The 26,997-nt window shown below is 49.1% G+C and carries 26 protein-coding genes, 1 rRNA gene and 1 other RNA gene; 2 read left to right on the top strand and 26 right to left on the bottom strand.

The features are described from left to right. Nucleotides 1-152: 152 nt before the first annotated feature. The 4 genes from trxA to hisS all read right to left on the bottom strand — a co-directional run bounded on the left by trxA (nt 153) and on the right by hisS (nt 4,370). Nucleotides 153-482 (bottom strand): thioredoxin, encoded by a 330-nt coding sequence (gene trxA / locus Psfp_RS17620; RefSeq protein ID WP_134219831.1) that lies wholly within the window; start codon nt 480-482, stop codon nt 153-155. Between the two features lie 468 nt (nt 483-950). Beyond that, a non-coding RNA gene (gene ssrS, locus Psfp_RS17615) (6S RNA) lies at nt 951-1,131 on the bottom strand. Between the two features lie 65 nt (nt 1,132-1,196). Continuing rightward, entirely contained in the window at nt 1,197-3,035 is a 1,839-nt protein-coding gene (gene aspS, locus Psfp_RS17610; RefSeq protein WP_134219830.1) for an aspartate--tRNA ligase, read from the bottom strand. Between the two features lie 66 nt (nt 3,036-3,101). Further along, nucleotides 3,102-4,370, bottom strand: a complete 1,269-nt coding sequence (gene hisS / locus Psfp_RS17605; protein WP_134219829.1) for a histidine--tRNA ligase — start codon at nt 4,368-4,370, stop codon at nt 3,102-3,104. 417 nt (nt 4,371-4,787) lie between these two features. Between hisS and Psfp_RS17600 the strand changes: the two genes are divergently transcribed. Further along, nucleotides 4,788-5,072, top strand: a complete 285-nt coding sequence (locus Psfp_RS17600) for a DUF896 domain-containing protein (RefSeq protein WP_134219828.1) — start codon at nt 4,788-4,790, stop codon at nt 5,070-5,072. 656 nt (nt 5,073-5,728) lie between these two features. On the opposite strand, the gene Psfp_RS17595 is transcribed toward Psfp_RS17600, so the two are convergent. Genes Psfp_RS17595 through Psfp_RS17575 form a run of 5 tightly spaced genes read right to left on the bottom strand, consistent with a single transcriptional unit; the run spans nt 5,729 to nt 12,245 of the window. Further along, nucleotides 5,729-6,367 (bottom strand): MBL fold metallo-hydrolase, encoded by a 639-nt coding sequence (locus tag Psfp_RS17595; protein WP_134219827.1) that lies wholly within the window; start codon nt 6,365-6,367, stop codon nt 5,729-5,731. A gap of 17 nt (nt 6,368-6,384) precedes the next feature. Then, nucleotides 6,385-6,837 carry a D-aminoacyl-tRNA deacylase gene (gene dtd / locus Psfp_RS17590; protein ID WP_134219826.1) on the bottom strand — a complete coding sequence of 151 codons (453 nt, stop codon included), beginning with the start codon at nt 6,835-6,837 and terminating at the stop codon, nt 6,385-6,387. Nucleotides 6,838-6,855: 18 nt separating this feature from the next. Beyond that, nucleotides 6,856-9,204: a bifunctional (p)ppGpp synthetase/guanosine-3',5'-bis(diphosphate) 3'-pyrophosphohydrolase gene (locus Psfp_RS17585; protein WP_243120770.1), complete on the bottom strand. Its 2,349-nt coding sequence runs from the start codon at nt 9,202-9,204 to the stop codon at nt 6,856-6,858. Between the two features lie 41 nt (nt 9,205-9,245). After that, nucleotides 9,246-11,918 carry a single-stranded-DNA-specific exonuclease RecJ gene (recJ, locus tag Psfp_RS17580; RefSeq protein ID WP_134219824.1) on the bottom strand — a complete coding sequence of 891 codons (2,673 nt, stop codon included), beginning with the start codon at nt 11,916-11,918 and terminating at the stop codon, nt 9,246-9,248. 57 nt (nt 11,919-11,975) lie between these two features. Next, the gene (locus Psfp_RS17575) at nt 11,976-12,245 is read right to left on the bottom strand and encodes a transcriptional regulator (protein ID WP_134219823.1); all 270 of its coding nucleotides are present in this window, start codon (nt 12,243-12,245) and stop codon (nt 11,976-11,978) included. Between the two features lie 280 nt (nt 12,246-12,525). On the opposite strand from Psfp_RS17575, the gene Psfp_RS17570 reads away from it, so the two are divergent. After that, nucleotides 12,526-13,005: a bifunctional nuclease family protein gene (locus Psfp_RS17570; protein ID WP_134219822.1), complete on the top strand. Its 480-nt coding sequence runs from the start codon at nt 12,526-12,528 to the stop codon at nt 13,003-13,005. Nucleotides 13,006-13,025: 20 nt separating this feature from the next. Here Psfp_RS17570 and Psfp_RS17565 read toward each other — a convergent pair whose 3' ends face one another. From Psfp_RS17565 to rrf, 17 genes are all read right to left on the bottom strand, one after another. Further along, a complete protein-coding gene (locus Psfp_RS17565) occupies nt 13,026-13,727 on the bottom strand; it encodes a TraR/DksA C4-type zinc finger protein (RefSeq protein WP_243120768.1) in 702 nt (233 codons plus the stop codon). A 29-nt stretch (nt 13,728-13,756) separates the two neighbouring features. Beyond that, a complete protein-coding gene (locus tag Psfp_RS17560; protein WP_134219820.1) occupies nt 13,757-14,047 on the bottom strand; it encodes a DUF5665 domain-containing protein in 291 nt (96 codons plus the stop codon). Between the two features lie 299 nt (nt 14,048-14,346). Continuing rightward, a complete protein-coding gene (secF, locus tag Psfp_RS17555) occupies nt 14,347-15,243 on the bottom strand; it encodes a protein translocase subunit SecF (RefSeq protein ID WP_134219833.1) in 897 nt (298 codons plus the stop codon). A gap of 15 nt (nt 15,244-15,258) precedes the next feature. Further along, entirely contained in the window at nt 15,259-16,494 is a 1,236-nt protein-coding gene (secD, locus tag Psfp_RS17550) for a protein translocase subunit SecD (protein WP_134219819.1), read from the bottom strand. Between the two features lie 35 nt (nt 16,495-16,529). Then, the gene (locus tag Psfp_RS17545) at nt 16,530-17,189 is read right to left on the bottom strand and encodes an HD domain-containing protein (RefSeq protein WP_134219832.1); all 660 of its coding nucleotides are present in this window, start codon (nt 17,187-17,189) and stop codon (nt 16,530-16,532) included. A gap of 74 nt (nt 17,190-17,263) precedes the next feature. Next, nucleotides 17,264-17,554, bottom strand: coding sequence for a preprotein translocase subunit YajC (gene yajC, locus Psfp_RS17540; protein ID WP_243120766.1), 291 nt, complete (start codon nt 17,552-17,554; stop codon nt 17,264-17,266). 77 nt (nt 17,555-17,631) lie between these two features. Further along, nucleotides 17,632-18,744 (bottom strand): tRNA guanosine(34) transglycosylase Tgt, encoded by a 1,113-nt coding sequence (gene tgt / locus Psfp_RS17535; protein WP_134219817.1) that lies wholly within the window; start codon nt 18,742-18,744, stop codon nt 17,632-17,634. A 61-nt stretch (nt 18,745-18,805) separates the two neighbouring features. Then, nucleotides 18,806-19,831, bottom strand: coding sequence for a tRNA preQ1(34) S-adenosylmethionine ribosyltransferase-isomerase QueA (gene queA / locus Psfp_RS17530; RefSeq protein ID WP_134219816.1), 1,026 nt, complete (start codon nt 19,829-19,831; stop codon nt 18,806-18,808). A 425-nt stretch (nt 19,832-20,256) separates the two neighbouring features. Beyond that, the gene (locus Psfp_RS17525) at nt 20,257-21,651 is read right to left on the bottom strand and encodes a SpoIID/LytB domain-containing protein (protein WP_134219815.1); all 1,395 of its coding nucleotides are present in this window, start codon (nt 21,649-21,651) and stop codon (nt 20,257-20,259) included. 90 nt (nt 21,652-21,741) lie between these two features. Further along, nucleotides 21,742-21,957, bottom strand: a complete 216-nt coding sequence (locus Psfp_RS17520; RefSeq protein WP_134219814.1) for a DUF2905 domain-containing protein — start codon at nt 21,955-21,957, stop codon at nt 21,742-21,744. A gap of 1 nt (nt 21,958) precedes the next feature. Next, the gene (locus Psfp_RS17515; protein ID WP_134219813.1) at nt 21,959-22,513 is read right to left on the bottom strand and encodes an epoxyqueuosine reductase QueH; all 555 of its coding nucleotides are present in this window, start codon (nt 22,511-22,513) and stop codon (nt 21,959-21,961) included. Then, nucleotides 22,513-23,526: a Holliday junction branch migration DNA helicase RuvB gene (gene ruvB, locus Psfp_RS17510; protein WP_134219812.1), complete on the bottom strand. Its 1,014-nt coding sequence runs from the start codon at nt 23,524-23,526 to the stop codon at nt 22,513-22,515. Before ruvB ends, Psfp_RS17515 begins: the two co-directional genes overlap by 1 nt. A 20-nt stretch (nt 23,527-23,546) precedes the next feature. Continuing rightward, nucleotides 23,547-24,140 carry a Holliday junction branch migration protein RuvA gene (ruvA, locus tag Psfp_RS17505; protein WP_134219811.1) on the bottom strand — a complete coding sequence of 198 codons (594 nt, stop codon included), beginning with the start codon at nt 24,138-24,140 and terminating at the stop codon, nt 23,547-23,549. Continuing rightward, complete coding sequence (gene ruvC, locus Psfp_RS17500) at nt 24,137-24,625, bottom strand: crossover junction endodeoxyribonuclease RuvC (RefSeq protein ID WP_134219810.1); 489 nt, start codon at nt 24,623-24,625, stop codon at nt 24,137-24,139. Before ruvC ends, ruvA begins: the two co-directional genes overlap by 4 nt. Nucleotides 24,626-24,940: 315 nt before the next feature. Further along, nucleotides 24,941-25,564, bottom strand: a complete 624-nt coding sequence (locus Psfp_RS17495) for a hypothetical protein (protein ID WP_134219809.1) — start codon at nt 25,562-25,564, stop codon at nt 24,941-24,943. A 157-nt stretch (nt 25,565-25,721) separates the two neighbouring features. Continuing rightward, the gene (locus Psfp_RS17490) at nt 25,722-26,453 is read right to left on the bottom strand and encodes a YebC/PmpR family DNA-binding transcriptional regulator (RefSeq protein WP_134219808.1); all 732 of its coding nucleotides are present in this window, start codon (nt 26,451-26,453) and stop codon (nt 25,722-25,724) included. Between the two features lie 379 nt (nt 26,454-26,832). Next, nucleotides 26,833-26,949, bottom strand: a 5S ribosomal RNA gene (gene rrf / locus Psfp_RS17485). Nucleotides 26,950-26,997 lie beyond the last annotated feature (48 nt).

The following is a 26,997-nucleotide window of genomic DNA, read 5'->3' as shown; positions in this document are numbered from 1 at the left end:
CTTCGGCTTCCTCCAGACCCCACCGTTACCAGTGACGCCCTTGCCTACGGGTTGTCTTCCCGCTGGTTAGGTGACAGGGTTTCTTTCAACCCATCGGTGCGGCAGACATGCCGGGCAAACTAAAAAAGCACGTACAAACGTGCTTTTTATTCCTACAGGTGTTTGTTGATGATGCGGCGCAGTTCATCTTTAGTCTTATAGCCGATGGAACGTTCTAATTCATTGCCGCCCTTAAATAAGATCAAGGTGGGGATGCTGATCACCTTCAGGCTCGCAGCCACATCCTGATTCTCATCCACATCCAGCTTGGCCACCCGTACTTTACCTTCAAATTCTTCTGCAACTTCTTCCACCACTGGAGCAATCATTTTGCATGGACCGCACCATTCAGCCCAAAAATCAACCAGAACGGGGGCTGCTGATTCACCGATAAACTCTTTGAAATTCTCTTCTTGTAAAACGACAATTTTATCGCCTGCCAAAGCTGCTCGACTCCCTTCCCCATTTTCATTTCTTCAATACTCCCAATCAACCCATTTTAAACTACGAAAAAGACGATAATTCTAGTAATTTATATATATTATACCGACGAACTCCTGGCTAAATTATAATACCCATTAAATCCCTTTGTCAATCACCCCACATTTAATCTGTTATGCGTCATTTTTAATATAGAGCAATCTAACCTTAAATATGTGTTATATGGTAGCCAAATATTTAGAAAATTCGAGTTGTGCCCCTGGTAAAAAGGTCATGTTACACATCTCAAAGTTCATATTGTTGCTTTATACCCTATCTAATATGACCACATACCACTCGTTTAATAGGCGATCAATCACAAAGTGCCCATATCACTTTGATATTATAAATGCCCAGTTTCCCTTAAATCAAGAAGGGTTTTCAGAGCTACCCCTTGAGGGGCGCATTGAAAACCCATCGTTGTAACTCGTAGAAACCCCACCGATGCCGTGACGCCCAAAAGTTTGAACCTGCTGTAACAGGTGGGTGTCCTCCTGGATGATTTTTGTTTCCTCAACGAAGGAGGCATACAAGCTACAACCAGAGAACCGGACTCCCTTTGTAAATGTGTTGGAAAAAACTTCAAGGTTTTCACGTACATAGTAGGGCTTTACATCTTCATCATTATGTTAACATAACGTTTCGTCATTTTCAAGTGCCGTACACAATGATACTATTCATTGTTTTTTGGGCTCTTTTTTCATATCCGTCTTTAAGCTAAGTTCCTTTAATTGGCCGGGCGACACATAACCCGGCGCCTGTGTCATCAGATCACTGGCACTCTGCGTCTTCGGAAAGGCGATGACCTCCCGGATGCTCTTCTTGCCCGCCAGGAGCATGACCAGCCGGTCGAAGCCAAAGGCAATCCCTCCATGCGGAGGAGTACCGTATTCAAAGGCTTCCAGCATAAAACCAAATTTATCCACCGCTTCCTGTTCTCCGATACCAATGGCGGCAAACATTCTTTCCTGGATATCTCTACGGTGAATGCGGATGCTGCCCCCACCGACTTCAACTCCATTGAGTACCAGATCGTAGGCTTTGGCCCTTACCTGACCGGGACTGCTTTCCAGAAGCCGCAGATCGTCTTCGCACGGAGAGGTAAAGGGGTGATGCATAGCCACATAACGGCCTTCTTCTTCGTCATAATCAAGCAGCGGGAAGTCGTATACCCACACAAAATTATAGTGATCCAGCGGGACCATGCCCAGTTTTTCAGCCAGGTGCACACGCAACGCTCCCAGAGCATCCGCCACAACCTTGGATTTATCGGCCACAAACAGCAACAGGTCGCCCGGTTTTCCCTCCATCCGGCTAACGATATCCTTCATTTCGCTCTCAGTAAAGAATTTGGCGATAGCTGATTTGACCCCGTCTTCGGTAACTACTATGTAGGCCAGTCCCTTGGCCTTGTAAATGGCGGCAAATGCCGTAAGGTCGTCGATTTCCTTGCGGCTGAACAAACCACATCCAGAGGCGTTGATTCCTTTGACCTGCCCCCCGCCGGCAACCGCGGAGGCAAATACTTTAAAACCACAGCCGGCGGCAATATCGGAAATATCCTTTAGCTCCAGGCCAAAACGGGTATCTGGTTTGTCCGAACCAAAGCAGTCGATTGCTTCTTGATAGGAAAGCCTGGGAAACGGTTGGACAACATCCAGGTTAATCGTATCACGGCAGAGCTTAACGACCAGCTTTTCCATAAGTTCCAGTATTTCCGGCACGTCGATAAAAGACATTTCGATGTCAACCTGGGTAAACTCCGGCTGCCGGTCGGCCCGCAGGTCTTCGTCCCGGAAACAGCGTACAATCTGGTAATACCTGTCAAAACCTGCCACCATCAACATCTGTTTAAACTGTTGAGGCGATTGCGGCAGGGCGTAAAACTTGCCGGGATTCAGCCGGCTGGGTACCAAATAGTCCCTCGCGCCCTCCGGTGTGCTCCTGTTAAGCACGGGTGTTTCTATTTCCAAAAAACCATTTTCCTCTAAAAAGTCCCGCACCGATTTGGCGGCGCGGTGGCGTAAGATCAGGGCCTGTTGCATCTCCGGCCGGCGCAGGTCAAGGTACCGGTAGCGTAAACGAAGGTTTTCGTCCACCTCAATGCCGTCCTCAATATAAAAGGGAGGTGTTTTGGCGCGGTTTAATATCTTCAGCCGGTGAGCCAGCACCTCAATTTCCCCGGTGGACAGGTTGGGATTTGCAGTCCCTTCAGGACGCTGGCGGACAGTCCCCTCCAGCGCCAGGACGTACTCGCTGCGCGCCGATTCTGCTTTTTCGAAAGCTTCACGATATATTTCAGGACTGAATACTACCTGGACTAAGCCGGTCCGGTCCCGCAAATCAATAAATATCAGGCCGCCATGATCTCGCCGGCGCTGTACCCAGCCCATCAGGACAACCTGCTCGCCGGCATGCCCTTCCCTGAGGCTGCCACAGTAATGACTTCTTTTTAAACCATTCAAAAAATCAATCCGGCTTGCATCAATAGTATTTGTACTCCGCTCTCCAGGCATGCTGCAACTACCTCCAATATCTATTTTTCCTTCAATATTATTAAACCGTTTTACACTGCCTTGAAATTACTTTCCCAGCCCTTGTTCTTTTAGAAAGCTAACCACTTCATCCAGCGGCACACTTTCTTGCCGCCCCAAACCCATATTCCGGACCAGCGCGGTACCTTGCTTCATTTCGTCCTCACCGATAATAACCGCATATCCAACACCGGTTTTTCCGGCATATTTCATCTGGGCTTTAAGACTGCGGTCCATATAGTCCTTATCGGCTGAAATCGCTGCGGAACGAATCTTAAAGAGCAGCCTGACAGCTTCCCCGGCGGCTGCCTGGTTGGCTGTTACTATGAAAACCTCTGTTCCGCCCGCTGCTCCAAAGGTTAAACCCTGCCGTTGCATAGCAAGGATAATTCTTTCCATACCCAGGGCAAAACCAATGCCGGGTATGGACGGACCGCCGCAAATCTCCACCAGTCCGTTATAGCGGCCGCCCCCGCCAACAGAACTCTGCGCGCCTATATCCGGAGCGACGATCTCAAAAGCAGTATGAGTATAATAGTCGAGGCCGCGCACCAGCCGCCTGTCCTCATGGTAAGCGATATCCATTAACTCCAGGTTTTTTTTAACCTCCGCAAAATGGCTCGAGCAACCCGTGCATAAGCAATCAACGGTGGTTGGGGCATCTACCCCAATGTCGCCACAGCGGGTCTCTTTGCAGTCCAGGATGCGCAAAGGGTTCTTCTCGAAACGGTCCCGGCAGTTTTTACACAAGTCATTCAGATGAGGCCGGAAATATTCCTGCAGTTTTTTGATTAAACCAGGCCGGCATTGGGGGCAGCCGACACTGTTAACATGCAGTTCCAGGTTAGAAAGACCCAGCCTGCGGTAAAGATCCATGGACATGGCCATAACCTCAGCGTCAACTGCCGGATCGTGCGAACCGAAGACCTCCACCCCAAACTGGTGAAACTGGCGGAATCGCCCGGCCTGAGGCCGGTCATACCGGAACATGGGACCTATGTAAAACAGCTTCACCGGTTGCGGCAATGCATACAGTTTGTCTTCCAGGTAGGCCCTGACCACCGACGCCGTATTTTCCGGGCGCAACGTTATACTACGGTTCCCCCGGTCGATAAAGGTGTACATCTCTTTTTCAACAATATCCGTGGTGTCCCCTACGCCACGTAGAAATAGTTCGGTGTGCTCAAAAATGGGTGTCCTGATCTCAGAGTAGCCGTATTCACGGCAAATACGGCGCATATGGTCTTCCAGGTAACGCCACTTTTCAACCTCACCCGGTAAAATATCGTTAGTGCCGCGTGGCCGCGTGGTCAACATAAATTTAACCCTCCTTCAAAAATAAAAACCGTCCCCGGCCATGCGCAAGCATTGCGAGGGACGGATTGTTTAGCCCGTGGTGCCACCCTTGCTCGGAAAACTTTAAGTTTATCCCTTTCATACCGGTAACGGTGGTCTCCGTGCCCGCCTAATCATAAGCCAGTCACTTTCGGGGGCCGCTCCCGGGTGTTTTTCACCGCCTGTCTTCGTAGGAAGACTTTCAGTCGTGGCCTCCCCTCCCTGCCCGCAGACATATGCGTTTACTTTTCCCGGTCATCGCTTTGACACTATACCTGACAAACATTTTATGCAAAATCAGCCTTATTGTCAATTTGAAAGCTGTCATGAGCAAGGTCAACTTAAATAGCTCTGGATAAAAAAACCTGAGCAATGATATAATACTGGCGGGTGATTTCAATGATAACAAAAGAGCTTATCCAACGGATTAATGAACTGGCCCGCAAACAGAGAGCCGAAGGCCTTACTCCGGAGGAAAAAAAAGAACAGCAAGAGCTCCGCAATTTATACTTAAAGAGCATCCGCTCCCAGGTAGTTGATACTTTGCAATCATCCGGGTTTAAACCCGGGAAAAAGCATAACGGCGCCTGTGAATGTGAACACTGCGCCGCTGACAAAGATGAGCATGAAGGTAAAAATGATGGTTCAGTCAAAGAGCCAGGTCCATACAGGTTACTGCATTGATGGCCGGGCGTCAAACCCATTGTCGTTTAAAGGTAGTTGTCCATACCGCTAACGTGGCACAAGCTATTTCAATCGCATACGGCGGGCTAGTCCCTGCCTCACCTGGCTCAAGAGTATTGCTCGAAAAGGCTTGACTTGCGGGTTTGGGGCTAAAAATAGCCGTAGGCCATAAGGCGTAAGGCGTAAAAAATAATAGCAGGGGCTCATCTATCTACCTTTTTAATAACCTTACACCCTACGCCTGACCCAGATACAAGTCAGTATAAGCCTACGCCCTACGACTGACCGGTAAGAAATGCAGTATAAGCCTGCACCTGGGTGCGTTCCTTAGCGCGTGCGTTGCATGCAGAAAAGCTTAAATAGCGCGTAGCTGCCGGATGGCTGTCTGTAGATGCGGTCGGCATAAGGCTCTAGTAGCACAAATGGAGAATTGCGAAGAGAGCGGAGGATAACCCCAAGCCCACTACCCTAAAGGCTTTTCGAGAACCAGTTATGACCTTACCACTGCGATACACTCAAATTCAGTTCGCACCCACAGCTATCAGGCAATAAAATTACAATAAGAGGGCTTCTAACAACCTTACATACATCAGGTTTCTAGAAGCCCTCTTTCCATTTTTGTTAACAGGTCCTTTTATCAAGGCAGTTCAAACAGCCTAAAAGGCTCCCGTAAGAAACGGGTTGTAGCGCATTTCCGCCCCTATGGTTGAAGCCGGCCCGTGACCGGGATAAACCTTTGTATCCGGCGGGAATTTCAGAAGCTTGCTCTTAATTGAGGCGATAAGCTGGGAATGACTGCCGCCGGGGAAGTCGGACCGCCCGACCGAGCCGGCAAAAAGAGTATCTCCTGTTATTACGATGTCCCGCGCGCATTTAAGGCAAATACCGCCTGGAGTGTGGCCGGGGGTGTGTATTACCTCCAGAGTGATATTACCGACCTGGATCGTGTCCCCGTCTTTCAGAAGGACGTCAGCCTCTTTCAGCTCCACGCTTTTGCCCATGTAGAACGAGAGGTTGCGGCGGGCGTCTACCAGCATTTCTGCATCATCGCCATGAATTAAAACCTTGGCTCCGGTGGCCTGCTGCACCTCAGTCAGGGCGCTCAAGTGGTCCGGGTGACCGTGCGTGAGGATGATCTTATTTATTTGCAACCCCAATTTTTTCACCCTGTTCAAAATCTTTTTGGCATCCGCGCCGGGGTCAACCACAGCGCCTTCTTTAGTTATCCCGCAGCCAATGATGTAGCAGTTTGATTCCCAAGCGCCAACCGAAAATCCGTCAAAAATCAATGCCATTTTGTACCTCCATTAACTTAAAATTTCTTGTCGCTATCAACCAGAAGGGTGACCGGGCCGTCATTAATAATCTCAACCACCATATGCTCCCCAAAGCACCCGGTGGCTACCTTCAACCCCGCTTTCTCCAACTCCTTAACAAATTTATTATACAGTGCTAACGCCTCTTCAGGCGCGGCCGCATCAGAAAAGCCGGGCCGTCTGCCTTTCCGGCAGTCCCCGTAGAGGGTAAATTGGGATATTGCCAGCACAGAGCCCGCAGTATCCAGCACGGAGAGGTTCATCTTCCCCTGATCGTCTTCAAAAATCCTTAGATTTGCAATTTTTTCGGCTAGATAACAAGCATCGGATGCGGCATCACCGTATCCCACACCCAATAGGACTACCAGGCCCGGACCTATTTCCCTCGCCATTGTCTGTCCTTCAACCGTTACGGAGCCACGGACAACTCTTTGCACCACCGCCCTCAAGACAACCTTCCTCCCCGGTCAGTTCAACGTGCCAAGTGTCTGGCCGCTGAAACTTACCCGCCTCATATCATAGACATCTTTTACCCGGCTTATTTTGGTCATGATATAATCCAGTTGTTCGATCCCTTTCATCGTCAGGACGAGTTCAATTACAGCGGCGCCGTCCTTCCTGCCCCGTGCGGTTACCCAGTTGGCGCTGATTTTCATTTCCACCAGGACCGCCATAACATCACTTAAGAAACCCGCCCGGTCCAGTCCGTTGATTTCAAGTTTAACCTGAAAAGGTTCCGTAAACTCCTGATCCCAGGCAACTTCTACCAGCCGCTCGCCCTCTTGCCGCTGATAATTGATTAAATTCATACAGTCGTTACGATGGATGGATATGCCGCGCCCTCTGGTAATATACCCGGTAATAGGGTCGCCTGGCACCGGGTTGCAGCAGTGTGAAAGCCTGATTAGGATGTTGTCAATACCTTTAACCCGGATTCCCTGCATGGGTTTGCCCCACCCGGCAGCAGGCTTGACATCATTTTTAATATTCTGGACTTCCTCGGCCAGCAGGCCTTTTTTCTCCAGCTTTGCTTCTTCCGCCCTGATTTTGGACAGAACGCTGTTGACTGTAATCGCACCGTCCCCGATAGCGGCGTATATATCATCGAGAGTAAAGAGGGAAAATTTTTTGCCGGCTTCTATAATTTTTTCCGGTTTTGGCAAATCCGACTCGATACCCTGCTTTTTCACCTCACGCTCAAGAATTTCCTTTCCTTTTAGAATGTTCTCTTCCCGCTGCTCCTTCTTGAACCACTGCCTGATTTTGGTCTTGGACTGCGAGGTCTTGGCAATATTAAGCCAGTCCCTCTTGGGAAAACTGTTTTTTGAAGTCAGGATTTCTACGATATCTCCGTTTTTCAGCACGTAGTCCAGGGGCACGATGCGTCCGTTTATTTTTGCGCCCACGCAGCGGTGGCCCACATCGGTATGAATACGGTAGGCAAAGTCCAGCGGGACTGACCCGGCCGGCAACTCAACCACGTCACCCTTGGGTGAAAAAACAAAAACCGTATCTGAGAAAAGGTCAATTTTAAGGTTTTCCATAAACTCCCTGGCATCCCTCAAATCGTGTTGCCATTCCAGGAGTTGACGCAACCAGGCCAGTTTTTTGTCGAACTCACGGTCTCCCCGGCTGCCTTCTTTATAGCGCCAGTGGGCGGCAATACCATATTCGGCAGTCCTGTGCATCTCCCTGGTCCTGATTTGGATTTCCAGGGGCTCACCCTGCGGGCCGACGACGGTTGTATGCAGCGATTGGTACATATTGGATTTGGGCATGGCAATAAAATCCTTGAAGCGTCCCGGGATGGGCGTCCACATCGTGTGCACAATGCCCAGGGTCGCGTAACAATCACGCACGGTTTCCACCAGGCACCGGACAGCCAGCACGTCGAAAATCTCGTTTAGGCCCACCTTCTGTTTAGCCATTTTGACACTGATGCTGTAAAGGTGTTTGGGGCGTCCTTCTATATCGACCTCTAAGCCCATCCCGGAAAGCTTGTCCTTGAGGACGGATATTGCTGAACTGATATATTCCTCGCGTTTTTTGCGAGTTTGGGCAATTCTTTCAACCAGGTCAAAATATTTTTCAGGTTCATTAAAGCGGAAAGCCAGGTCTTCAAGTTCCCACTTGATCCTGTAAATCCCCAACCGGTGCGCTAAAGGGGCAAATATTTCCAGTGTTTCTTTAGCGATTTCCACCTGCTTGGGGGTCGGATGGTATTTTAAGGTGCGCAGGTTGTGCAGCCTGTCGGCCAGCTTAATCAAAATAACCCTGATGTCCTTGGCCATCGCTAAAAACATCTTACGCAAGTTTTCCGCCTGTTGTTCTTCTTTTGATTTAAACTCGATCCGGCTGAGCTTGGTAACACCGTCTACCAATAGAGCTGTTTCACTGCCGAAGCGCTCACTGATACTGGTGAGGGTTTCCCCGGTATCCTCCACCACATCATGCAAAAGCCCTGCTACGATTGTTTCCAAATCAAGCTCGAGTTCCGCCAAAATCTTTGCTACTTCCAGAGGATGTACTATATAAGGCTCACCGGAAATACGTTTTTGTCCCCGGTGGGCGCTCGCGGCATAGTCATAGGCGTCCTTCACAACCGACAGATCAGCTTTGGCGTTATATCCCCTGATGATCTGCAGCAGTTCCTCCAGGGACTTGCCGGTATCCAGGTTTTGAGTTGTATTCGGCGTCCCCTTCTGGCTGGGCTGTGGCTGTCCTGAAGCGAGACAAGCGTTAATTTCCATATTAAACCCTTTTTCTTTATATTTATACTGGACTAATAAAATTGTATCATAATCCCCTTGAATCATACAATCAGCCCGGCTTGCCTATGACACTAAAAGCCCGGTTACTAAAGGGGAAAGTCATCCATATCGCTATGTAAACGCTCATCAACTAACTTTTCCATCCAGGAAAGAGCCTTATCTTTTAGCTGGTGCAAATATTGATAGGTCTTCGCTTCCATAAGATCCCTCTTGCGGCGGGGCGGTGGATAAAGCTCCAAACGTCCCTCATGTCCAACTCCTTTAACTGTCAGAAGCTCCAGTTCCTCCAGAATGCCCAGGCAGACCCGCACCATATCGTGGTGGACCCATTGATGACCGGCGGCCCGCATGCGCCCGGTAATAAATTCAGCAGTACAGTTCCCCAGGTTTCCCTTGTTGTGTTCCCGGAGGAGTATTCTATATAGGGATGCCAGGAACTCCCTGTCCGGAGCCAGGTTTCCCAGCGCTTCTCTATTTTCGTGCAAATCATCCGGACTAAAAAGCAGATAAAGGCTCCCGCCCGGACGAACCGTATTTACGCCACAACAAAAAGCTTCATGCTCATAGGGCAGGTCATATATTATGGTCTGGACGGCATGTTGTGCCAATTCTCCGGCCGTAGCGGGTGTTGTCACGATAGTGCTTATAGTCCCGTCTCTAAAACACTGAACAATCCTATCCTTTTCAGCTTCCTGTGACGAGGTGTGGCAAAAAGCGACCCTCCCTGCCAGGGATGGGACGGCGAGTTGCAGAAAATGTGCTAACTCTATGGTCCTGTAACCGCATGAGGTGAGCACCACAGTTGGCTCCCCACGTGAAGCTATTCCCGCCAGGGCTCCCGGACGGTCATCCAACCCCCGCCAATCTTCAAGCTTAAGCGGCGCCCTTGTTATTTTGTTAACCCGCCCGTGCATTTCTGAGTTCTGCAGCGCATAGCGAAGTTTCAGCAGAACAAATTCCGGAATGAACAGCTCGGTGGGTACATAGCCCACTCTCCTCAGGAAGCCTGTCTGTTTCGCCTCTACTGTGTCCAGAACCGCAGGCATGCCTAATTCCTTAACTTCCAGCTGTATTGAAGACCTGCCGTTATACTCGTTAATTCCGGGTACAAAGGCAAGGTCCACTTCTTCGGCGGTGGCCAGTACCTCGGCGTAAGCCCCAAGGTTGAAGCCAATTCCGTCAAATGTTGAATTTTGACTTTGCAGCAGCATTTTCAAATGGGCGGCTCCGCGACCCACACCCCGGCATTTGAGCACGGTCGCCTGGCGGCAACCCAGCAGCGGGCCGGGGTTATGATGCCCTATGGGCCTTAGCAGGTCAAGCTCATTGACCAGTTTTTCTGAAACCTGCTCCATACTGATAATCCCGTCGAGCTCCACAAGTGCGGTTGTACCTTCATCATGGAGTGTTTCCCCGGCATAAAGATTCAACTCTCTGCGAAAATCCTCGATCCTGCCTTTTTCAATGGAAAAACCCGCGGCTGAGGCGTGTCCTCCATAACTAAGAAGAAGCGCCTGACAATGGGAAAGCGCCTGGTGCATATTGAAACCGGGTACACTCCTGGCAGAGCCTTTACCCTCCCCATCCTGCAGCGCTATTAAAAGCACCGGACGAGTATAAATATTTACCAAACGGGAGGCTACAATTCCAATTACGCCAACATGCCAGCCCGGCGAGGCCAGTACCAGTACCCGGTCTTCAGCCATTTCGGGACGCTCGTCAAGCATTTTTTTAATTTCTTCAAATACCTCGGACTCAATCTTCTGCCTTTCTTGATTAAGCCGGTTTAGCTCGGCGGCCAACTCCCAGGCCTCTGCCGTGTTGTCTGACAGCAATAGCTTTAACGCCGGATCGGGGCTCTTCATCCTGCCCGCCGCGTTGAGACGCGGGGCGAGGCCGAAGCCAACCTGACGCGCTCCCAATTCCTCTTTCACCAACTCGCTCACCGCAATCAGCGCCTGCAAACCGGCATTTTCCGTCCTGGCCAGCCTGGTCAGACCATGTTTAACGATAATGCGGTTCTCTCCCTGTAACGGCACAATATCCGCTATTGTACCAAGGCAGGCCAAATCCAGGTATTCTTGCCATGCCAGGCTGCCCATACCGGCTTCCTCCAGCAGCGCCTGGGCCAGTTTCAGCGCCACACCGACACCGGCAAGGTCTTTATAGGGGTATTTGCAGTCAGGTCTTTTGGGGTTAACTACAGCAAAAGCTCGCGGCAACTCCGCGCCAGGCTCGTGGTGATCGGTAATAATTAAATCAAGACCGTTATCGTGCGCCCAGAGAGCTTCCTCAATAGAACTAATGCCGCAATCCAGGGTAATTACCAGGTTAATTCCCTCGCTCGCAGCTTGCTTTAAAACATCGAGGCGTAGTCCGTAACCCTCTGTCAAACGGTTGGGGATATGATATTTCACGTCGACACCCAAATGCTGAAAAGCTCGTATGAGTAACGCTGTGGCAGTAACCCCGTCTACATCATAATCTCCGTATACCATAATTTTATCTCTAAACCGGATTGCCTTTAAAATCCGTGCCACAGCTTTTGGCATGTCACGCATAAGACCGGGACGGTGCAAGCTTTCAAGTTCACAGCCCAAGTAGTCACGGGCATGCTCCACCGTGTAAATGCCGCGGTTGACCAACAGCTGTGCCATAAGCGGGGATATACCAAGTTTTCGCGATAATATCTGGCTGAGTGCCGGAGCGGATGCTTTAACCCGCCATATTTTCTGGTTGTTTCTGGTAATATTATTCATAGATATAAAGATTATAATCTAAGGCCGGGTGGTTTGGCAAAAAAAAAATGCCGATTATTAACCGGCATTACTGATACTTATAAAATCATACCCCAGCCTGGTGAGGCTGCATATTTTGCTTTTGCCCTCCGTGGCGACTTCTACCAGACCCAGAGCATAGAGCTGCATCACCACATGGTCCAGCACAGCTCTTTTAACGTTTGATGTTAAGGATAAGTCTTCCTTATTCATCGAACCCTGGTTGTCCAGCGCCCTTAGCACCCTTTCCGCCTCACCGGGCAAACGGTGCTGGACTCCGCTAAAGTATTCTGCAAGCGTTGATGTCACTTTTTACTAACCTCCTACCAGTTTTTATTGATAGTATGGTCATCTATCTAGTTAAAAATAAGCTAAAAATAAAAATTTGAAAAAAATTTTTTTCCGGCTGCCAACGTAGCGTACTGATAGAGCCCATACTGAATAAATCAGGGCTGTACCTGCTACCACAACATATTCACACAAAAACAAGGTTTGACATTTAAGAGCACTTGCTTTTAGAATACAGGTATAGAATTCCTTTTCTTTGAAAAATCAAAAGCTGCTTGACGCTATAAGAAGGTGAATAAGCATGATTCCCGTCAAGGTGAGAGAAATAGCATATGATATTAATATGAACCCGGTGCTCCTGCTGATAGATGAACATGAACTCAAAGCGCTGCCCATATGGATAGGTCCTGTTGAAGCGCACGCTATCGCTTTGGCCCTGCAGGGGTTTAACCTTGACAATCCCCAGACTACCGACCTTTTAAAGGACATACTGGATCGTCTTGAATCAAGGCTCAGCATGGTCGTTATCAACGATGTAATAGACGGGACCTATTATGCCGAGCTGCACATATGGCATCACGGTCAGGAGCTGGTCATTGATTCCCGGCCCAGCGACGCTATTGCAATGGCTATCCGCACCGAAGCCCCGATTTACCTTACCGAAAAAGTCGCTCAGGACTCCATGGCCATTAAGGACCTGCTTAGCGAGGAACAGCAGGAAGATTTAAAGCAAATGCTTGAAAACAACCACCCCGGCGACATAAAAAAATCACTACATTAAAAACCGGCCATGGCCGGTTTTTATGTGTGTTCAACGCCTACATCAATTTTCTCCGCAGGAGAACTCTCATCATCCACGCCACGGAAATCCTTGTAGAAAACGCCATCGTCGCCTACTTCATAGGGAATATTGTCAACCTCCTCAACAGCTCCCCTGTCCTCCACGATATCGTACTCGGAATAGCCGTAATATGAACCGCCTCTGGACCATTCATCGGTGGTTTCACTATACCTGGCCACTTCCTGCCATGCGTCTTCACCGTCGTATTCGATGTTGCCGGAAGCATCCGTGAAGCTTCTGGCAAAAGGTTTGGCCAGGACGTCCTCTTCTGCCGGCCGCTCGTCACGGCGAGGAATTTTCTCTTCAGCCTCTTTGCAGTCCCGGCATATGGTGGTGGAAGGCAGCGCCTCCAACCTCTCCAGCGCAATTTCCTTCCCGCAGACGTCACAGACGCCGTAAGTCCCTTCATGAATCCTGTTAAGGGCATCGTCAACGGCAGCCACGCTAATCATGGCGCTTTCCCGTAGAGCAAAGTCCTTGCTCCTTTCAAAGACTTCCGTACCGATGTCGGCAGGGTGGTTGTCATAGGTTGAAAGTTCGCTGATAGAATCTTCCAAGGCTTCACCCAGCCCTTGTTCATCAATAAAATTGATCCGACCCAGCAGGTTTTCTCTTTCTTCCAATAAACGCTTTTTGAAGCCCATCAGCATAGCCTTGTCCACGGCGACTAAAACCTCCTTGATTATCACGTTCATATTTTCAACTGGACCATCCGTACTATTTCCGCGATAATTCCGCCAATCCACGGTAGATTCAGCACAACCAGCTTCCTTAAGAAATATAAAAGGACTGCGCCCAGAATGGTAAACCCCACAGCGATACCGACCCCTCTGGCCAAGCCGGCTATAAAGTTGACATACATAAGCCTCCAGGGATTATCAAGAAGCTTTACGTATTCTGCAAGTTTCATCTTTTCCATACTGGTGACCAGCCAGGCAATCCTCTCTTCAAGGACTTTTAGAAGGCGGCTCTCTTCCACCATAACTACATCCCCTTATCTGGAAAAGGAACATCTCCTCAATTAATGTTTCCTGAAAGAACATAAAAAAAACGTTAAAAGGCGAGTGGTTGCCCACACGCCTCTATTTCTAAAATTACTATTATTTATTTGGCGTAATTGTCGGTAAGGGAATTGCTCTATATGCCGGACTTTTTTTGGATAGCTCCACATGCCGCTATCGCGGCGCCACGTATTATGAAATATACCCAAGTGATGTAGGTGCAATTGAACATTGATTTTCAAGATAGTCCATCCGTTTTATCATATGACAATTCTTTGCTTTATGCCCGCGCTGTACCAGGTTTAGTCCGTCGCTCCTGTTTTTTGAGGTCAAACCATAACGGGCTGGCGAAACAGACTGAGGAGTAGGCTCCGACGGTTATACCAACCAGCAGGGCCAGGACCATACCGCGGATGGTCGTTCCACCCAGTAAAAAAAGGGAAGCAAGGATTATTTCCACCATCAACACCGTATTGATGGAACGGGCTATGGTCTGCCAGAGGCTGGAGTTAATGACGTCCTCCAGAGCCTCGCCCTTTTTCTTGTTAAGCAGGTTCTCCCTGATCCGGTCAAAAATGATAATCGTATCGTTTATAGAATAACCAATAATGGTTAATATCGCAGCTATAAAAGCGCTGTCGATCTCAATCTGAAATATTGAGAAAACACCCAGCACCACCAGTGAATCATGCAAAAGCGCGAGAATCGCCGCAACGCCCTGCTTAAATTCAAAACGCCAGGAAATGTAAATGACCATCAAGACTGAAGCGGCAAGCATGGCATATATAGCCTTTGCGATTAATTCGCGGCCAATGACCGGGCCGACACGTTCACTACGCTGCAGGGTTACGCCTCCCAATTCGCTGTCAAGCGCCGTAACAATACTTTCATTCTCCTCTTCCGACAGTTCCCTGGTCCTGATTATAAAATCAGTTTCATTACTGCTCTGGATCGAGGCATCAGCGAGATGAAATCCTTGCAGGACGTTCCTGACCTGTTCAACAGAAGTTGCCTGGTTGAATTTTAAATCTAAAAGGCTGCCGCCGCTGAAATCAATACCCAAGTTCAGACCCTGTGTAAACAAGGAGATTAGACCGGGTATGATAATCAGGATAGATATAGCGTACCATATTTTCCTCAGTTTAATAAAATGGAAAGGCATTCTTTCCCTTAACATCAAATCAATCGCCCCCTATGCCCCGTACAATTTGAGGTTCCGTACCAGATTGCTGCCGGCCACCAGGTGCAACAGCCACCTGGTCATGGTGATGGCCGTAAACATGCTCGCCAGGATACCAATTGTAAGCGTTACGGCAAACCCTTTGATTGGGCCTGTCCCAAAATAGTAAAGAACAGCGCCGGCAATAAGAGTGGTCACGTTAGAGTCCAGGATGGCCACGAAGGCTCGTTTGAACCCGGCATCAATAGCAGACCGCAGTGTCTTGCCGGACCAGAGTTCTTCTCGCAACCGCTCAAAGATAATCACGTTGGCATCCACCGCCATGCCCAAGGTCAGCAGAAAACCAGCTATGCCCGGCAGGGTCATGGTCACATGCAAGGCCGCAAAAATCATAAGTACAATTAGAGCATAGATAATCAGAGCCAGGTTGGCCACCAGACCGGGAATCCTGTAGTAAAGCAGCATAAATACTACAATCCCAATCAGCCCGGCTATACCGGCCTTCACTGATTTGTCCAGAGAGTCGGCGCCCAAGGTCGGCCCCACAGTCCGTTTTTCCATTACTTCCAGCTTGACCGGCAGCGAACCGGAGCGCAGCAGGATCGCAATATTATGAGCCTCCTCCAGGGATTCGTACGGCGCAATCCGGGCCTTTCCGTTGGGGATCGGCTCATCGATTGACGGCGCCTGCAGCACATTGCCGTCCAGTACGATTGCTAAACGCTTGCCTACATTGGCCGCAGTAACGGCCGCAAATGCTTTGGCGCCGTCCGGCTCAAACTCCAAATTCACTTCATACTGTCCAGTCTGGGGATTTTTACTATCCGTGGCGTTTTTCAACTGGCGGCCCGTGAGCACGGTTGTTCCGTCTTCCGTTTTAAACTCCAGGTAAGCGGTTTTAATCAGGTTGCCGACCGCTTCATCAGGGTCCTGTACACCGGCCAGTTCAATGATAATCCGCCTGGACCCCTGTTGTTGAATAATCGGCTCTGCCACACCAAAGGCGTTAACCCTGTTTTCAAGGATGGCCATAGCCTGTTTAACCCGGTCGTCTGTTACCGGCGCTTCCGGCGTATCCTGCGCCTCAAGCACCACGTGGACACCACCCTTGAGGTCGAGGCCCTGTTTGATTAAATTTGCAAAAGGAAGCCATTTAACTCCAGGAAACAGCGGTACAACCGACAGGACGGCAACTGCCGCCACAACCAGGATGACCCCTGCTAATTTCAGGATCTTGTCCCACTTCATTTGCTTGTACTCCCCCTCATACCTCGTAAAAAATACTACAACAGTTTAGCTCCGTTCACTACCAGCTCAAATTTGCACTTCAGAAAGGTTGCCGCCCTCCGGCACATGATCATCCTGCTCAAGAAAATCTCAAAATACTCCATTACCGGACAGATATCGGTATCAATGGTAAGTTCCATCGTAATGGTATGCTTATTGTCGTCTACCCACAAAAAAGAATGTTCAACCGCATAGTTGACCCGGTCGTGAATATCAAAGGTGGCAAAGTCCGTATTGCGTACTCTGGAACGGTGCACGTCGGACTTGTCCGCCACGATCAGGGCTGCCGCCACGCTGTTGACAGCATGCCCGTACTGTTCTTCATGGTTGGCAATCGCCGAAATAATCGTGGCGATTTCTTCGGGATGCATTCCCGTCTGCATCAAGATCGGATAAGCTATAACCGCTCCGGAAATACCATGTTCGTTGCGGCTGACCACATTTCCCAGATCATGCATATACCCGGCGATGGCAGCCAACTCAACCTGCCTTTGCGGGTAACCCAACCGTTCCAGTATGTTTTTGGCAATACTGGAGACGAGGCTTACATGGCGATAGCTGTGCTCGGTAAAACCCAGCACACCGAGGTACTTGTTTCCTTTACGGATAAACGCGTCAACCACAGGGTCTTTCTTTATGTCCTCAAGGGTGATCATGTACTGCATAACCCCCTGTTATGAGCAAGTACGCATTCGATAAAAAGAGTAGACACAGGTCTACCCTCATATACTTATTCCTTGCCTTCTCCTTCATCCATACTGATTACCTTGGAGATGGCGGATTGCAAGACCTCTATCCGGACATTATCGGCTACCTTTAAGATTAAGGAGTTTTCCTTCATTTTAACGATTGTGCCATATATACCACCGATAGTAATAACGCGGTCATCCGGCTTGAGATTTTTCATCATCTCCTGGTGTTTTTTCTGCCGCTGCTGTTGGGGCCGGATCATCAAAAAATACAGGATGGCAAATAGCCCAACTATATACAGCAGGGAGATCATTTGGGAGTTACTACCCAATATCAGCCCTCCTTTCTTGATTTTTGTATTCGTGTTTAAATCTCAAAATCCTCTTTTTCATAGATTTTAAATAGCTTTTAAGCTTGCAGGTAGTTTTTTAAAAATTTATCCCTGTATTCCAAAATATTCCCTTGTCTAATAGCATCCCTGATTTCCTGCATAAGCCTTTGTATAAAACGCAGGTTGTGGATTGTGGTCAGGCGGATACCCAATACTTCACCCGCTTTAATCAGATGCCTGATATATGCTCTGGAATAATTCCGGCAGGCGTAGCAATCACAGGTCGGATCAATAGGGTCGAAATCCCGCGCGTACTCAGCATTGCGCACCACCAGCTTACCGTGATGGGTCAACACCGTTCCGTTGCGGGCTATCCTGGTAGGCAGCACACAGTCAAACATGTCAATCCCCCTGACGACCCCTTCCACCAGACAATCGGGAGAGCCGACCCCCATCAGGTAGCGGGGTTTTTCTGGCGGCAGGAACCCCACAGTCACGTCAAGCATTTCATACATTACCGCCTTGGGCTCGCCAACGCTTAAACCACCAATGGCGTAGCCGGGAAAATCAAGCTCCACCAGGTCCAGAGCGCTTTGCCGGCGAAGATCCGCAAAGGCGCCTCCCTGCACAATGCCGAACAAGGCCTGGTCCTCCCGTCTGTGAGTGTCTGCGCATCGCCTGGCCCAGCGGGTTGTGCGTTTCAATGCTTCCAGCGCATATTCGTGCGTACACGGGTAGGGAGCACACTCATCGAAGACCATGGCTATATCAGAACCTAGCGCCTCCTGGACCTCAACAGCCTTTTCAGGGCTGAAGAAGTGCTCTGAACCGTCAATGTGGGACCTGAAAGTGACCCCTTCCTCTGAAATTTTTCTAAGCGGCCCCAGGCTGAAAACCTGGAACCCCCCACTGTCGGTCAGGATAGGCCCGTCCCAATTCATAAAACGGTGCAGCCCCCCGGCCTCCCGAATTAATTCTTGACCGGGCCGCAGGTACAGGTGGTAAGTGTTGCCAAGGATTAACCTGCCGCCCACTTCTTTTACTTCCTCCGGAGTCATGGTCTTGACTGCCGCCTGTGTCCCTACCGGCATAAAGATCGGGGTCTCCACCGTTCCATGAGTAGTATGGAGTAGACCCAGGCGTGCCCCGCATGATTTATCTTGTTGGATTACAGAGTAATTCAATACCATTAAATACCTCTTTTAAGTCAACTATTTCCCATTTTAACTCTTTTCATGCGAATTGTACAGTCTAGACGATTAACATGGCGTCTCCAAAGCTGAAAAACCTGTACTTTTGCCGTACGGCCTCCTCATAGGCTGACAGTATTCTATCCCGGCCGGCGAGGGCGGAGACCATCATGAGCAGGGTTGACTTGGGCAGGTGAAAGTTGGTAACCAGGCCGTCAATAACCTGAAAACGGTAGCCGGGGTAAATAAAGATCTCAGTCCACCCTGAACACGGACGTATTTGCCCGTACTCCTGCGCCACACTCTCCAGACACCTTGTCGTAGTGGTTCCCACGGCAATAACCCTGCCACCTTGCTGTTTGGTTAGATTAATGGCAGCCGCTGATTCCCCGGATATCTCATAATATTCGGCGTGCATGTGATGCAAACTGATATCCTGCACCTCCACCGGGCGAAAAGTACCAAGGCCGACATGTAAAAGCACCGGGGTAATGGTCACTCCCATAGCCCTGATGCTATTGAGCAGTTCCGGTGAAAAGTGAAGCCCGGCAGTAGGGGCCGCCGCCGACCCAGCCTCCCGGGCATAAACAGTCTGGTAACGATGCCGGTCCGATAAGGGCTTTTTAATATATGGAGGAACCGGCATTAAGCCCACCCGATCGAGAACCTCATCAAAAGAACCGTTGTAATAAAACTCCACGATCCTGCCGCCGTAAGCGGTGTCATCCAGAATGCGGCCTTCCAGGAGTCCGCCGTTAAAGGTGATCTCGGTTCCGACAGGCGCTCTTTTGCCCGGCCTGACCAACGCCTCCCACCGGTCTTTCTCCAGTTTTTTTAGCAGAAGGACCTCCATCTTTGCTCCGGTAACTTTTTTTTCACCCAGCAAGCGGGCCGGGATTACTTTGGTATCGTTAACCACGAGGTTGTCACCAGGCCTGAGATATTTTAGAAGATCCCTGAACCATCTATGTTCAAACTCGTCCCTATCCAACGGGACTACCATCAACCGCGATCTGTCTCTTAACCCACAAGGGTCCTGCGCAATTAATTCCTCCGGCAGGTCATAATAAAAATCTGAAAGGTCCACCTGATACTATTCAACTCCTAATCTACGCTTGTACAGTTCTCACCTGATATAAATTCGAGTGTATCGCAATGAATGAAATTAAACGATGTGAAGCACTTTAATCGCACTTGCACTGCGAAGCAGTTTAAGGTACATCAAGAATATTGCTCGAAAAGGCTTGACTTGCGGGCTTGGGGTTATCCGGAGCGAGCGGAGCACCTGGGTGCGTTCCTTAGCGCGTGCGTAGCTTAAAGTCAAAGCTTAAATAGCGCGTAGCTACCGGATGGCTGTCTGTAGATGCGGTTGGTATGACGCTCTTGTTTCACAAATGGAGAATTGCGAAGAGAGCGGAGGATAACCCCAAGCCCACTACCCCAAAGGCTTTTCGAGATCCAGTTAACATTGACCTTTGTGCCGCGTCATGTCTGCTGCCTTGTTTATTCCAGCTAACGCAGGGAGGATGACCTGCCGTATTGACTGGTGAGGGTTACTCCGGAATAATAGTATTTCAAGATATCCTGGTAATTATAACCTTGACTGGCCATACCGTAGGCCCCGTACTGTGACATACCCAGCCCGTGGCCATATCCCCTGCCTGTTATCTTCACACTGGCCAGGCTTTTGTCCTTGTTATAGTTTTTATCCAGGACAAACAGGGAGCTTTTCAAACCTAAAGCTATCCTTACTTTATCCGCGTTGCAAAGCTCTATCTTCTCAGACTTCCCTGTAACGCCCACACCGGTAACCGTTAAATCTTTAACTCTGGCGTCAGATGAGGTCCTTTCCTCGATCTCTATATCGGTCACTTCTTTAATAGGATAACCAGCCTGCGTCATTAACGCTGCCAGCTGTTCGTTTGAATAAGTGACCTGCCAGTTATAGTACTTGTCGTTTTTATCATAGGGATCTGTCTTAGATTTGATGTAGGGCAATGGGTTTAGCCAGACGTCTTCACTGTTTTCAGTAAACCCTCCGCTGGAACAATGGAAAAAGGCTGTAACCAGGCTGCCCTGGCTCATCATCACGATACCACTGGTATCTTTAACTGCTTTGTTTGTGGCTTCAGTTTCAGCGTCATAACCACCGTAGACCTGGTCGTATTGATTGGAGCCAAGGTTGGCCCTATCCCCCCGTGATGTTTCTACCTTTTGCATGGCGTAGTTGCGGGCAGCTACAGCTTGTGCCTTAAGGGCTTCCGCCGGCCAGGAGGGAATTGCCTCGGAAGGCACCACCCCGCACAGGTAGTCTTCAATGTTTAATTCATTTATTGCAGTTAGCTTACCGCCATCGACCCGGAACTCAAGATCGCCCCGGTACCTGGTCGTACCCGCATTGCTGGTCAAGGTTAAAAGGTTTAAGCTGCCGTCTTCACTCAGGTTCACAATTCCTTTTGAACCCTTAAACGTTATTCCCGCCTGAGCTTGCTCCAGGGGAAGCACTCGTCCGTCACTATTAATGACAGAAAGCTCACCGGCGTAGTTATTATCTACTAAATCGCCATTGCCGGACAGTATGGAGGCTTGAAATGTTTGCGCCTGCACGCTTACCGGCCCTTTATAAATACCGTTTTTGCCCCTCTGTCCGGCCAGAGCGATACGTCCGTTCTGCAGTGTAACCAGCCATTTTTCGCCTGGTTCAAGTTTCATTATCAATTTACCTGTAGATTGATCAACCAATTGGTAATTGCCAGTGACGGTAAAGCCGAGAGAATCAACCTGATTAGCCAGCTCTACCCGCACCAAGCCCTGCGTGGTAGTTTGCGCCGCTACAGCTGAGGGAACCATCATAAGAAACGAAGCAACAATTGACAACAACAGATAACAAAGGTTCTTAGAGCTCACTTTTAACTTAACCCCCAATTTTATACATATGGGGGTATCAATTCGACAAGTACCGCTGAAATCCTTCCAAAAAAAACCGGTAGTCCTTGCTTACCGGCGAAACAAGTTTAGAATAATCGTCAGCAAAATAGTCAAGATAATGCTGGTGACAATTGGAAAATACAAAGTAAAATTACCCCGTTGAATAAATATATCTCCCGGCAGCCGGCCCAAACCGAACAACCGGCCGCCCAGCATTATCAGCGCCCCGCTTACAACCAGAATGCCTCCAAACAGCAACAATAATTTCCCTATATTATCCAGCACTTCAGGTCTTTGCCCCCTCCTTTTTAGATTGCCGGAAGTAGCGATCTTTTTCACTGTAAATACAGCCACAGTATTGCTGGCGATACATACCGAGTTCCCGCGAACGCGCCGTCGCTTTCCGGTAACCGGGCCTGTAATCAGCATAATAAAAGGGAACGCCATATTTCTGACCATATTCAAGCCCTATTTCACGGATAAGTTCGTGCTTCTGATAGGGACTGACCAGGAGAGTGGTTGTGAAACTGTCGAAACCGCCTTCTTTGGCCGCCCTCGCCGTCTCCTCGAGGCGCATGGCATAGCACTCCCGGCAACGGTCGGTTTCCCGGTGGACTACCTTACGGATGAACTCCTCCAACCTGTAATCATCATCCCAAATGATGGGGATATCCACACTCGCTGCAAATTTTTGCAGCGTGTCCATGCGCTTAACGTATTCTGTATAGGGATGGATATTAGGGTTATAGAAATAACCTTGTATTTGCATGCCCTGTTCTTTCAAATATTCCACAGGGTATATTGAGCAAGGGCCGCAGCAGGTATGCAGCAGCATTTTCATTAAAAGAGACCCCCTTCTCTTTGATCTTTCAGGCCAAGGTGCTGGAAGGCCCTTGGAGTGACAACCCGTCCGCGAGGGGTACGGATCAGCATGCCAAGCTGGATCAGGTAGGGCTCATAGACATCTTCCACCGTTTCTGATTCCTCACTGGTAGCTGCGGCCAAGGTGTCCAATCCCACCGGTCCGCCGCCGAATTTCTGAATGATCGTCTTAAGCAGAGTCCGGTCCGAATGGTCCAGGCCAAGCGGGTCGACTTCCAGGAAGCTCAGGGCAGCCATGGCCACTTCCAGGTTGATAAGGCCATCCGCCCGCACCTGGGCGTAGTCCCTCACCCTTTTCAATAAACGGTTGGCCACCCTGGGCGTGCCGCGGGAGCGTCCGGCGATTTCCAAAGCCCCTTCCCGGGTGATCTCAACCCCCAGAATTTGGGCAGATCTTTTTACAATTAAAACCAGTTCCTCCGGCTGGTAAAAATCAAGCCTGCTCATTACACCAAAGCGATCTCTCAAAGGGGAGGTCAGCAGTCCGGCTCTGGTTGTCGCTCCGACCAGGGTGAACCTGGGCAGTTCCAGTCTTAGCGACCTCGCGCCAGGTCCTTTTCCAATAACTATGTCAAGCGCGAAGTCCTCCATAGCCGGGTAAAGGACTTCCTCAACAGCCCTGCTCAGGCGGTGGACCTCATCGATAAACAGAACATCTCCAGCAGTCAGGTTGGTAAGTATGGCGGCCAGGTCACCGGGTCGTTCTATGGCAGGACCGGAGGTGGTGCGAATATTCACACCCATCTCGTTGGCGATAATATTGGCCAGGGTTGTTTTACCCAGACCCGGCGGACCGAACAACAGCACGTGGTCCAGCGCCTCACCCCGGCCGACGGCGGCTTGAATAAAGATGGATATTGTTTCTTTGACCTTCTCCTGCCCGATGTAGTCTTCCAGCCTGCTGGGCCGAAGACTGTTTTCCGTCTCAAAATCCTCCGGTTTGGATGCAGCCGAAATAATTCTATCTCCCATGTAGGTACTCCTTAACCGTCTTAAGATTTAACCAGCATTCGCAAGGCTTTCTTGATCAGTTCCGCTACCGGAGGTTCCTCATTAAATCCGGCCAGGGCTTCCTTCACTCCTTTATGGGCCTCCGCAGCAGAGTAGCCCAGCGCCTCCAGCGCTGCTACCGCGTCAGCTTTCAATCCGACCTGTTTACGGCCGGGCGCGTCTTGAATCGCAGTCAGTGGTATTTTGTCTTTTAATTCAAGGATAATCCGTCCGGCCGTCTTCTTCCCAATTCCCGGCACTCTGGTTAAGGCGGGCAGGTCTTCATTGACGATGGCCTGGCCAAGTTCTCCCGGCTCAAACAAGGTAAGTACAGCCAGCGCTCCTTTGGGACCGACTCCGGATACGTTTAATAGCTTTAAAAAATACTCGAGTTCCCCACGCTCCCTAAAGCCGTACAAGCTGATATCATCCTCCCGAACCGCGAGGTGCGTGTGCAGCATGATCTGGCCGCCGGGCTCCGGCAGATTGTGTATAAGAGATAAGGGCACCTGGACATGATACCCTATCCCACCCACATCAATTACTACCGCGCCTGCTTGAATATCAGCCAGCCTGCCATTAAGAAAAGCTATCATTTAAACTTCCTCTCCCATTCATATAGGTGGGCATGACATATCGCAACCGCCAGCGCGTCCGCAACATCATCAGGACCCGGAACGGATGGTAAACACAGTATTGTTTTGACCATATACTGCACCTGCGCTTTGGCGGCGCGCCCAAAACCGGCCACGGCCTGTTTAACCTGCAGGGGAGTATATTCAAACACAGGAACCCCTGCTTCCGCAGCCGCGAGCAAAATAACACCCCTGGCGTGACCTACCGCCAGGGCAGTACGAACATTGTTGTTGAAAAAAAGTTCTTCCACGGCAACATGGGCAGGGTTGTACTGCTTGATAGTATCCAAAAGTCCCCGGTAAAGTTTTTGCAACCTTTCAGCAAGAGGAAGCCCTGCTTGGGTACGGATGCAACCGCATTCCACCATTGAAAAACTGTTGCCCCGGTAATCCACCACACCGAAACCGGTAATAGCAGTACCGGGATCAATTCCAAGTATTAGCATATAATTAACGTGTTTCCCTATATCTAAATTTTTTCAGCCAATATCTTGTTGACCTTGTCATCTTATGTTACCATATTATTTCGGAACTGATGTTCGTGTCAACAATTTATATAGCTTATTTACGATTCCTGTGAAAATCTTTGATACATCTCGCACTCATATTTGAGGGGGGATACTCTCTATGCTCAGCATTTTCATTGCTGGGTTCTATCGCTGTCTGCTCAGTAACTAGTTAGCCTGCTATTATATAAAAACAGGTAAACAAAATTTTTTAGGCTGACAGGTCCTACGTATGGGTACTATCTTATGCAGATCTTAACCGTGTTCATCGATATTTTCAAGGGCCGCATTGAGGGCTTCTTCAGTTTCAAACTCCAACTCACCCCGCAGCTTATCTGCGGCGGCGCCAGCCTGTTTTTGAAAATCCATAGCCTGCTGCAGTTTTACCTGAAGTTCACCGGGGAGATCTGCAGCAGTAATTGACTCGACCCTGATAATCTTTTCGTTATAGCCGAGAGGCCCTTCGTATATTGCCAACCAGCCCTGAAAAAGGCCCAGGTGACGGTAACTTTTGTGTTTGGAACACAACTGATCAGAACGTCCCGTTAAAATCAAGGATTTCGGGTCATTAAAGGTTACCTCCCACCCTTCGGGGGAAAATTTTTCGACCAGCTCCTTCCGGCTGAGTCCCCTTAATTCTTCAGGAGCCGGCTCTTGTTCATTGACTTCAACGTCCTCACATGCAAAAAGTCTTTCCCTGGTCAGGATTGTATCGGAAGTAACTCTGGGCTTTAAGAAATCAACCTGGTTTTGGAATACAGCAAAATAATGCGCCCCAGGCTGGCCGGCCAAACGGCTGCCGCAATATATACCTGCCGCTGTTATAAGTATTGCAGCCGGTATTAGAAATACTGCCGCCAATATTTTATTATTGCTCAAAATCATCTGCTTACCATATCCTTTTTAATATTAACATGATGATCATATTATTACCATATTTAGGTATTCTATAACAAGCCATTCAAAAAGAAAAAGCCCCAAACTCGTTTGAGCTGGGGCTTGATCTTGAGACCATATAACTAATAAGTCCAACCGTCTAATCGTCAAGTTCAAAGTTGGCATAGACGTTTTGCACATCATCATGCTCTTCCAGGGTTTCCATGAGGCGGACCATCAGCTCAGCGTCCTTGCCCTCAAGCTTAATAGTATTCTGCGGCACCATAGTAACCTCAGCCATAGCCATATTGACACCTTTACTTTCCAGTATTTCTTTTATCCTGGAAAAATCACCTGGCTCGGAGGTTATTTCATAAGAGTCATCCTCAACCTTAAAATCCTCCGCTCCTGCTTCAAGGGCCAGAAGCATTAGATCATCTTCACTGATTGTATTGTCTGCTTTTTCAATTACAAACAACCCCTTTTGATCAAAGATCCAGGAGACACATCCGGATTCTCCCAGGCTCCCGCCATTTTTTGAGAATATATAACGTATTTCGCCCGCTGTACGGTTACGGTTATCAGTCATAATTTCAAGCATTACCGCTACACCGCCCGGGCCGTACCCTTCGTAATTGAACTCCTCATAAGCCGCGCCACCCGGTTCGCCGGCGCCCTTCTGTATGGCCCTGGTTATATTATCATTGGGTATATTAGCTTCCTTTGCTTTTTGGATGGCAGTTTTGAGCCGCATGTTTCCATCCGGATCCGCACCGCCGTTGCGAGCCGCTACAATTATTTCCCTGGCCAAACGGGTAAATAGTTTGCCACGCTGCGCATCTACTTTGGCCTTTTTGCGTTTAATGGTTGCCCACTTGGAGTGACCGGACATAATTATCTCTCCTTTGAACGTATGTTTAAAACTAAAAAAGCGCCAAGCGCTTAAGTTCATTATTAGGTAAAGAACAGCAGCATATTTCTTATATTATCTTACCATATCATCAATTTCCGTGCAAACATGTTATTACTCGTCATGAATTATAGAATAATTTATTACCAACTGGGTTAAAATAAAGTGAATCACATTAATATCTTTGATATCATGCAACATAAAATATTAGTTGTTACATATGGCAGGGACACGTAATGAACAGCCGCGCCCATGGCTCAGACAAGGTTCACCGGGCTGCAGTGTTATAATTCAGTCGCCAGATGTCGGACGTCAGAAAATAATTAACCTCATGGTTGTTTGACCATGAGGCTTAAAATTAATCTGGCGACGACCTACTCTCCCAGGGACCGACGTCCTAAGTACCATTGGCTCAGGAGGGCTTAACTGCCGTGTTCGGGATGGGAACGGGTGTACCCCCTCCGACATTGTCACCAGAAATATTTATCGTTTTAGTTGAGATGTTCTCTCAAAACTGTACAGCGTA

Source organism: Pelotomaculum sp. FP (assembly GCF_004369245.1).
GTDB classification, from domain to species: Bacteria; Bacillota; Desulfotomaculia; order Desulfotomaculales; family Pelotomaculaceae; genus Pelotomaculum_C; species Pelotomaculum_C schinkii.
Note: the sequence above shows the minus strand (reverse complement) of the source record. Positions and strands in the feature narration are given on the sequence as shown.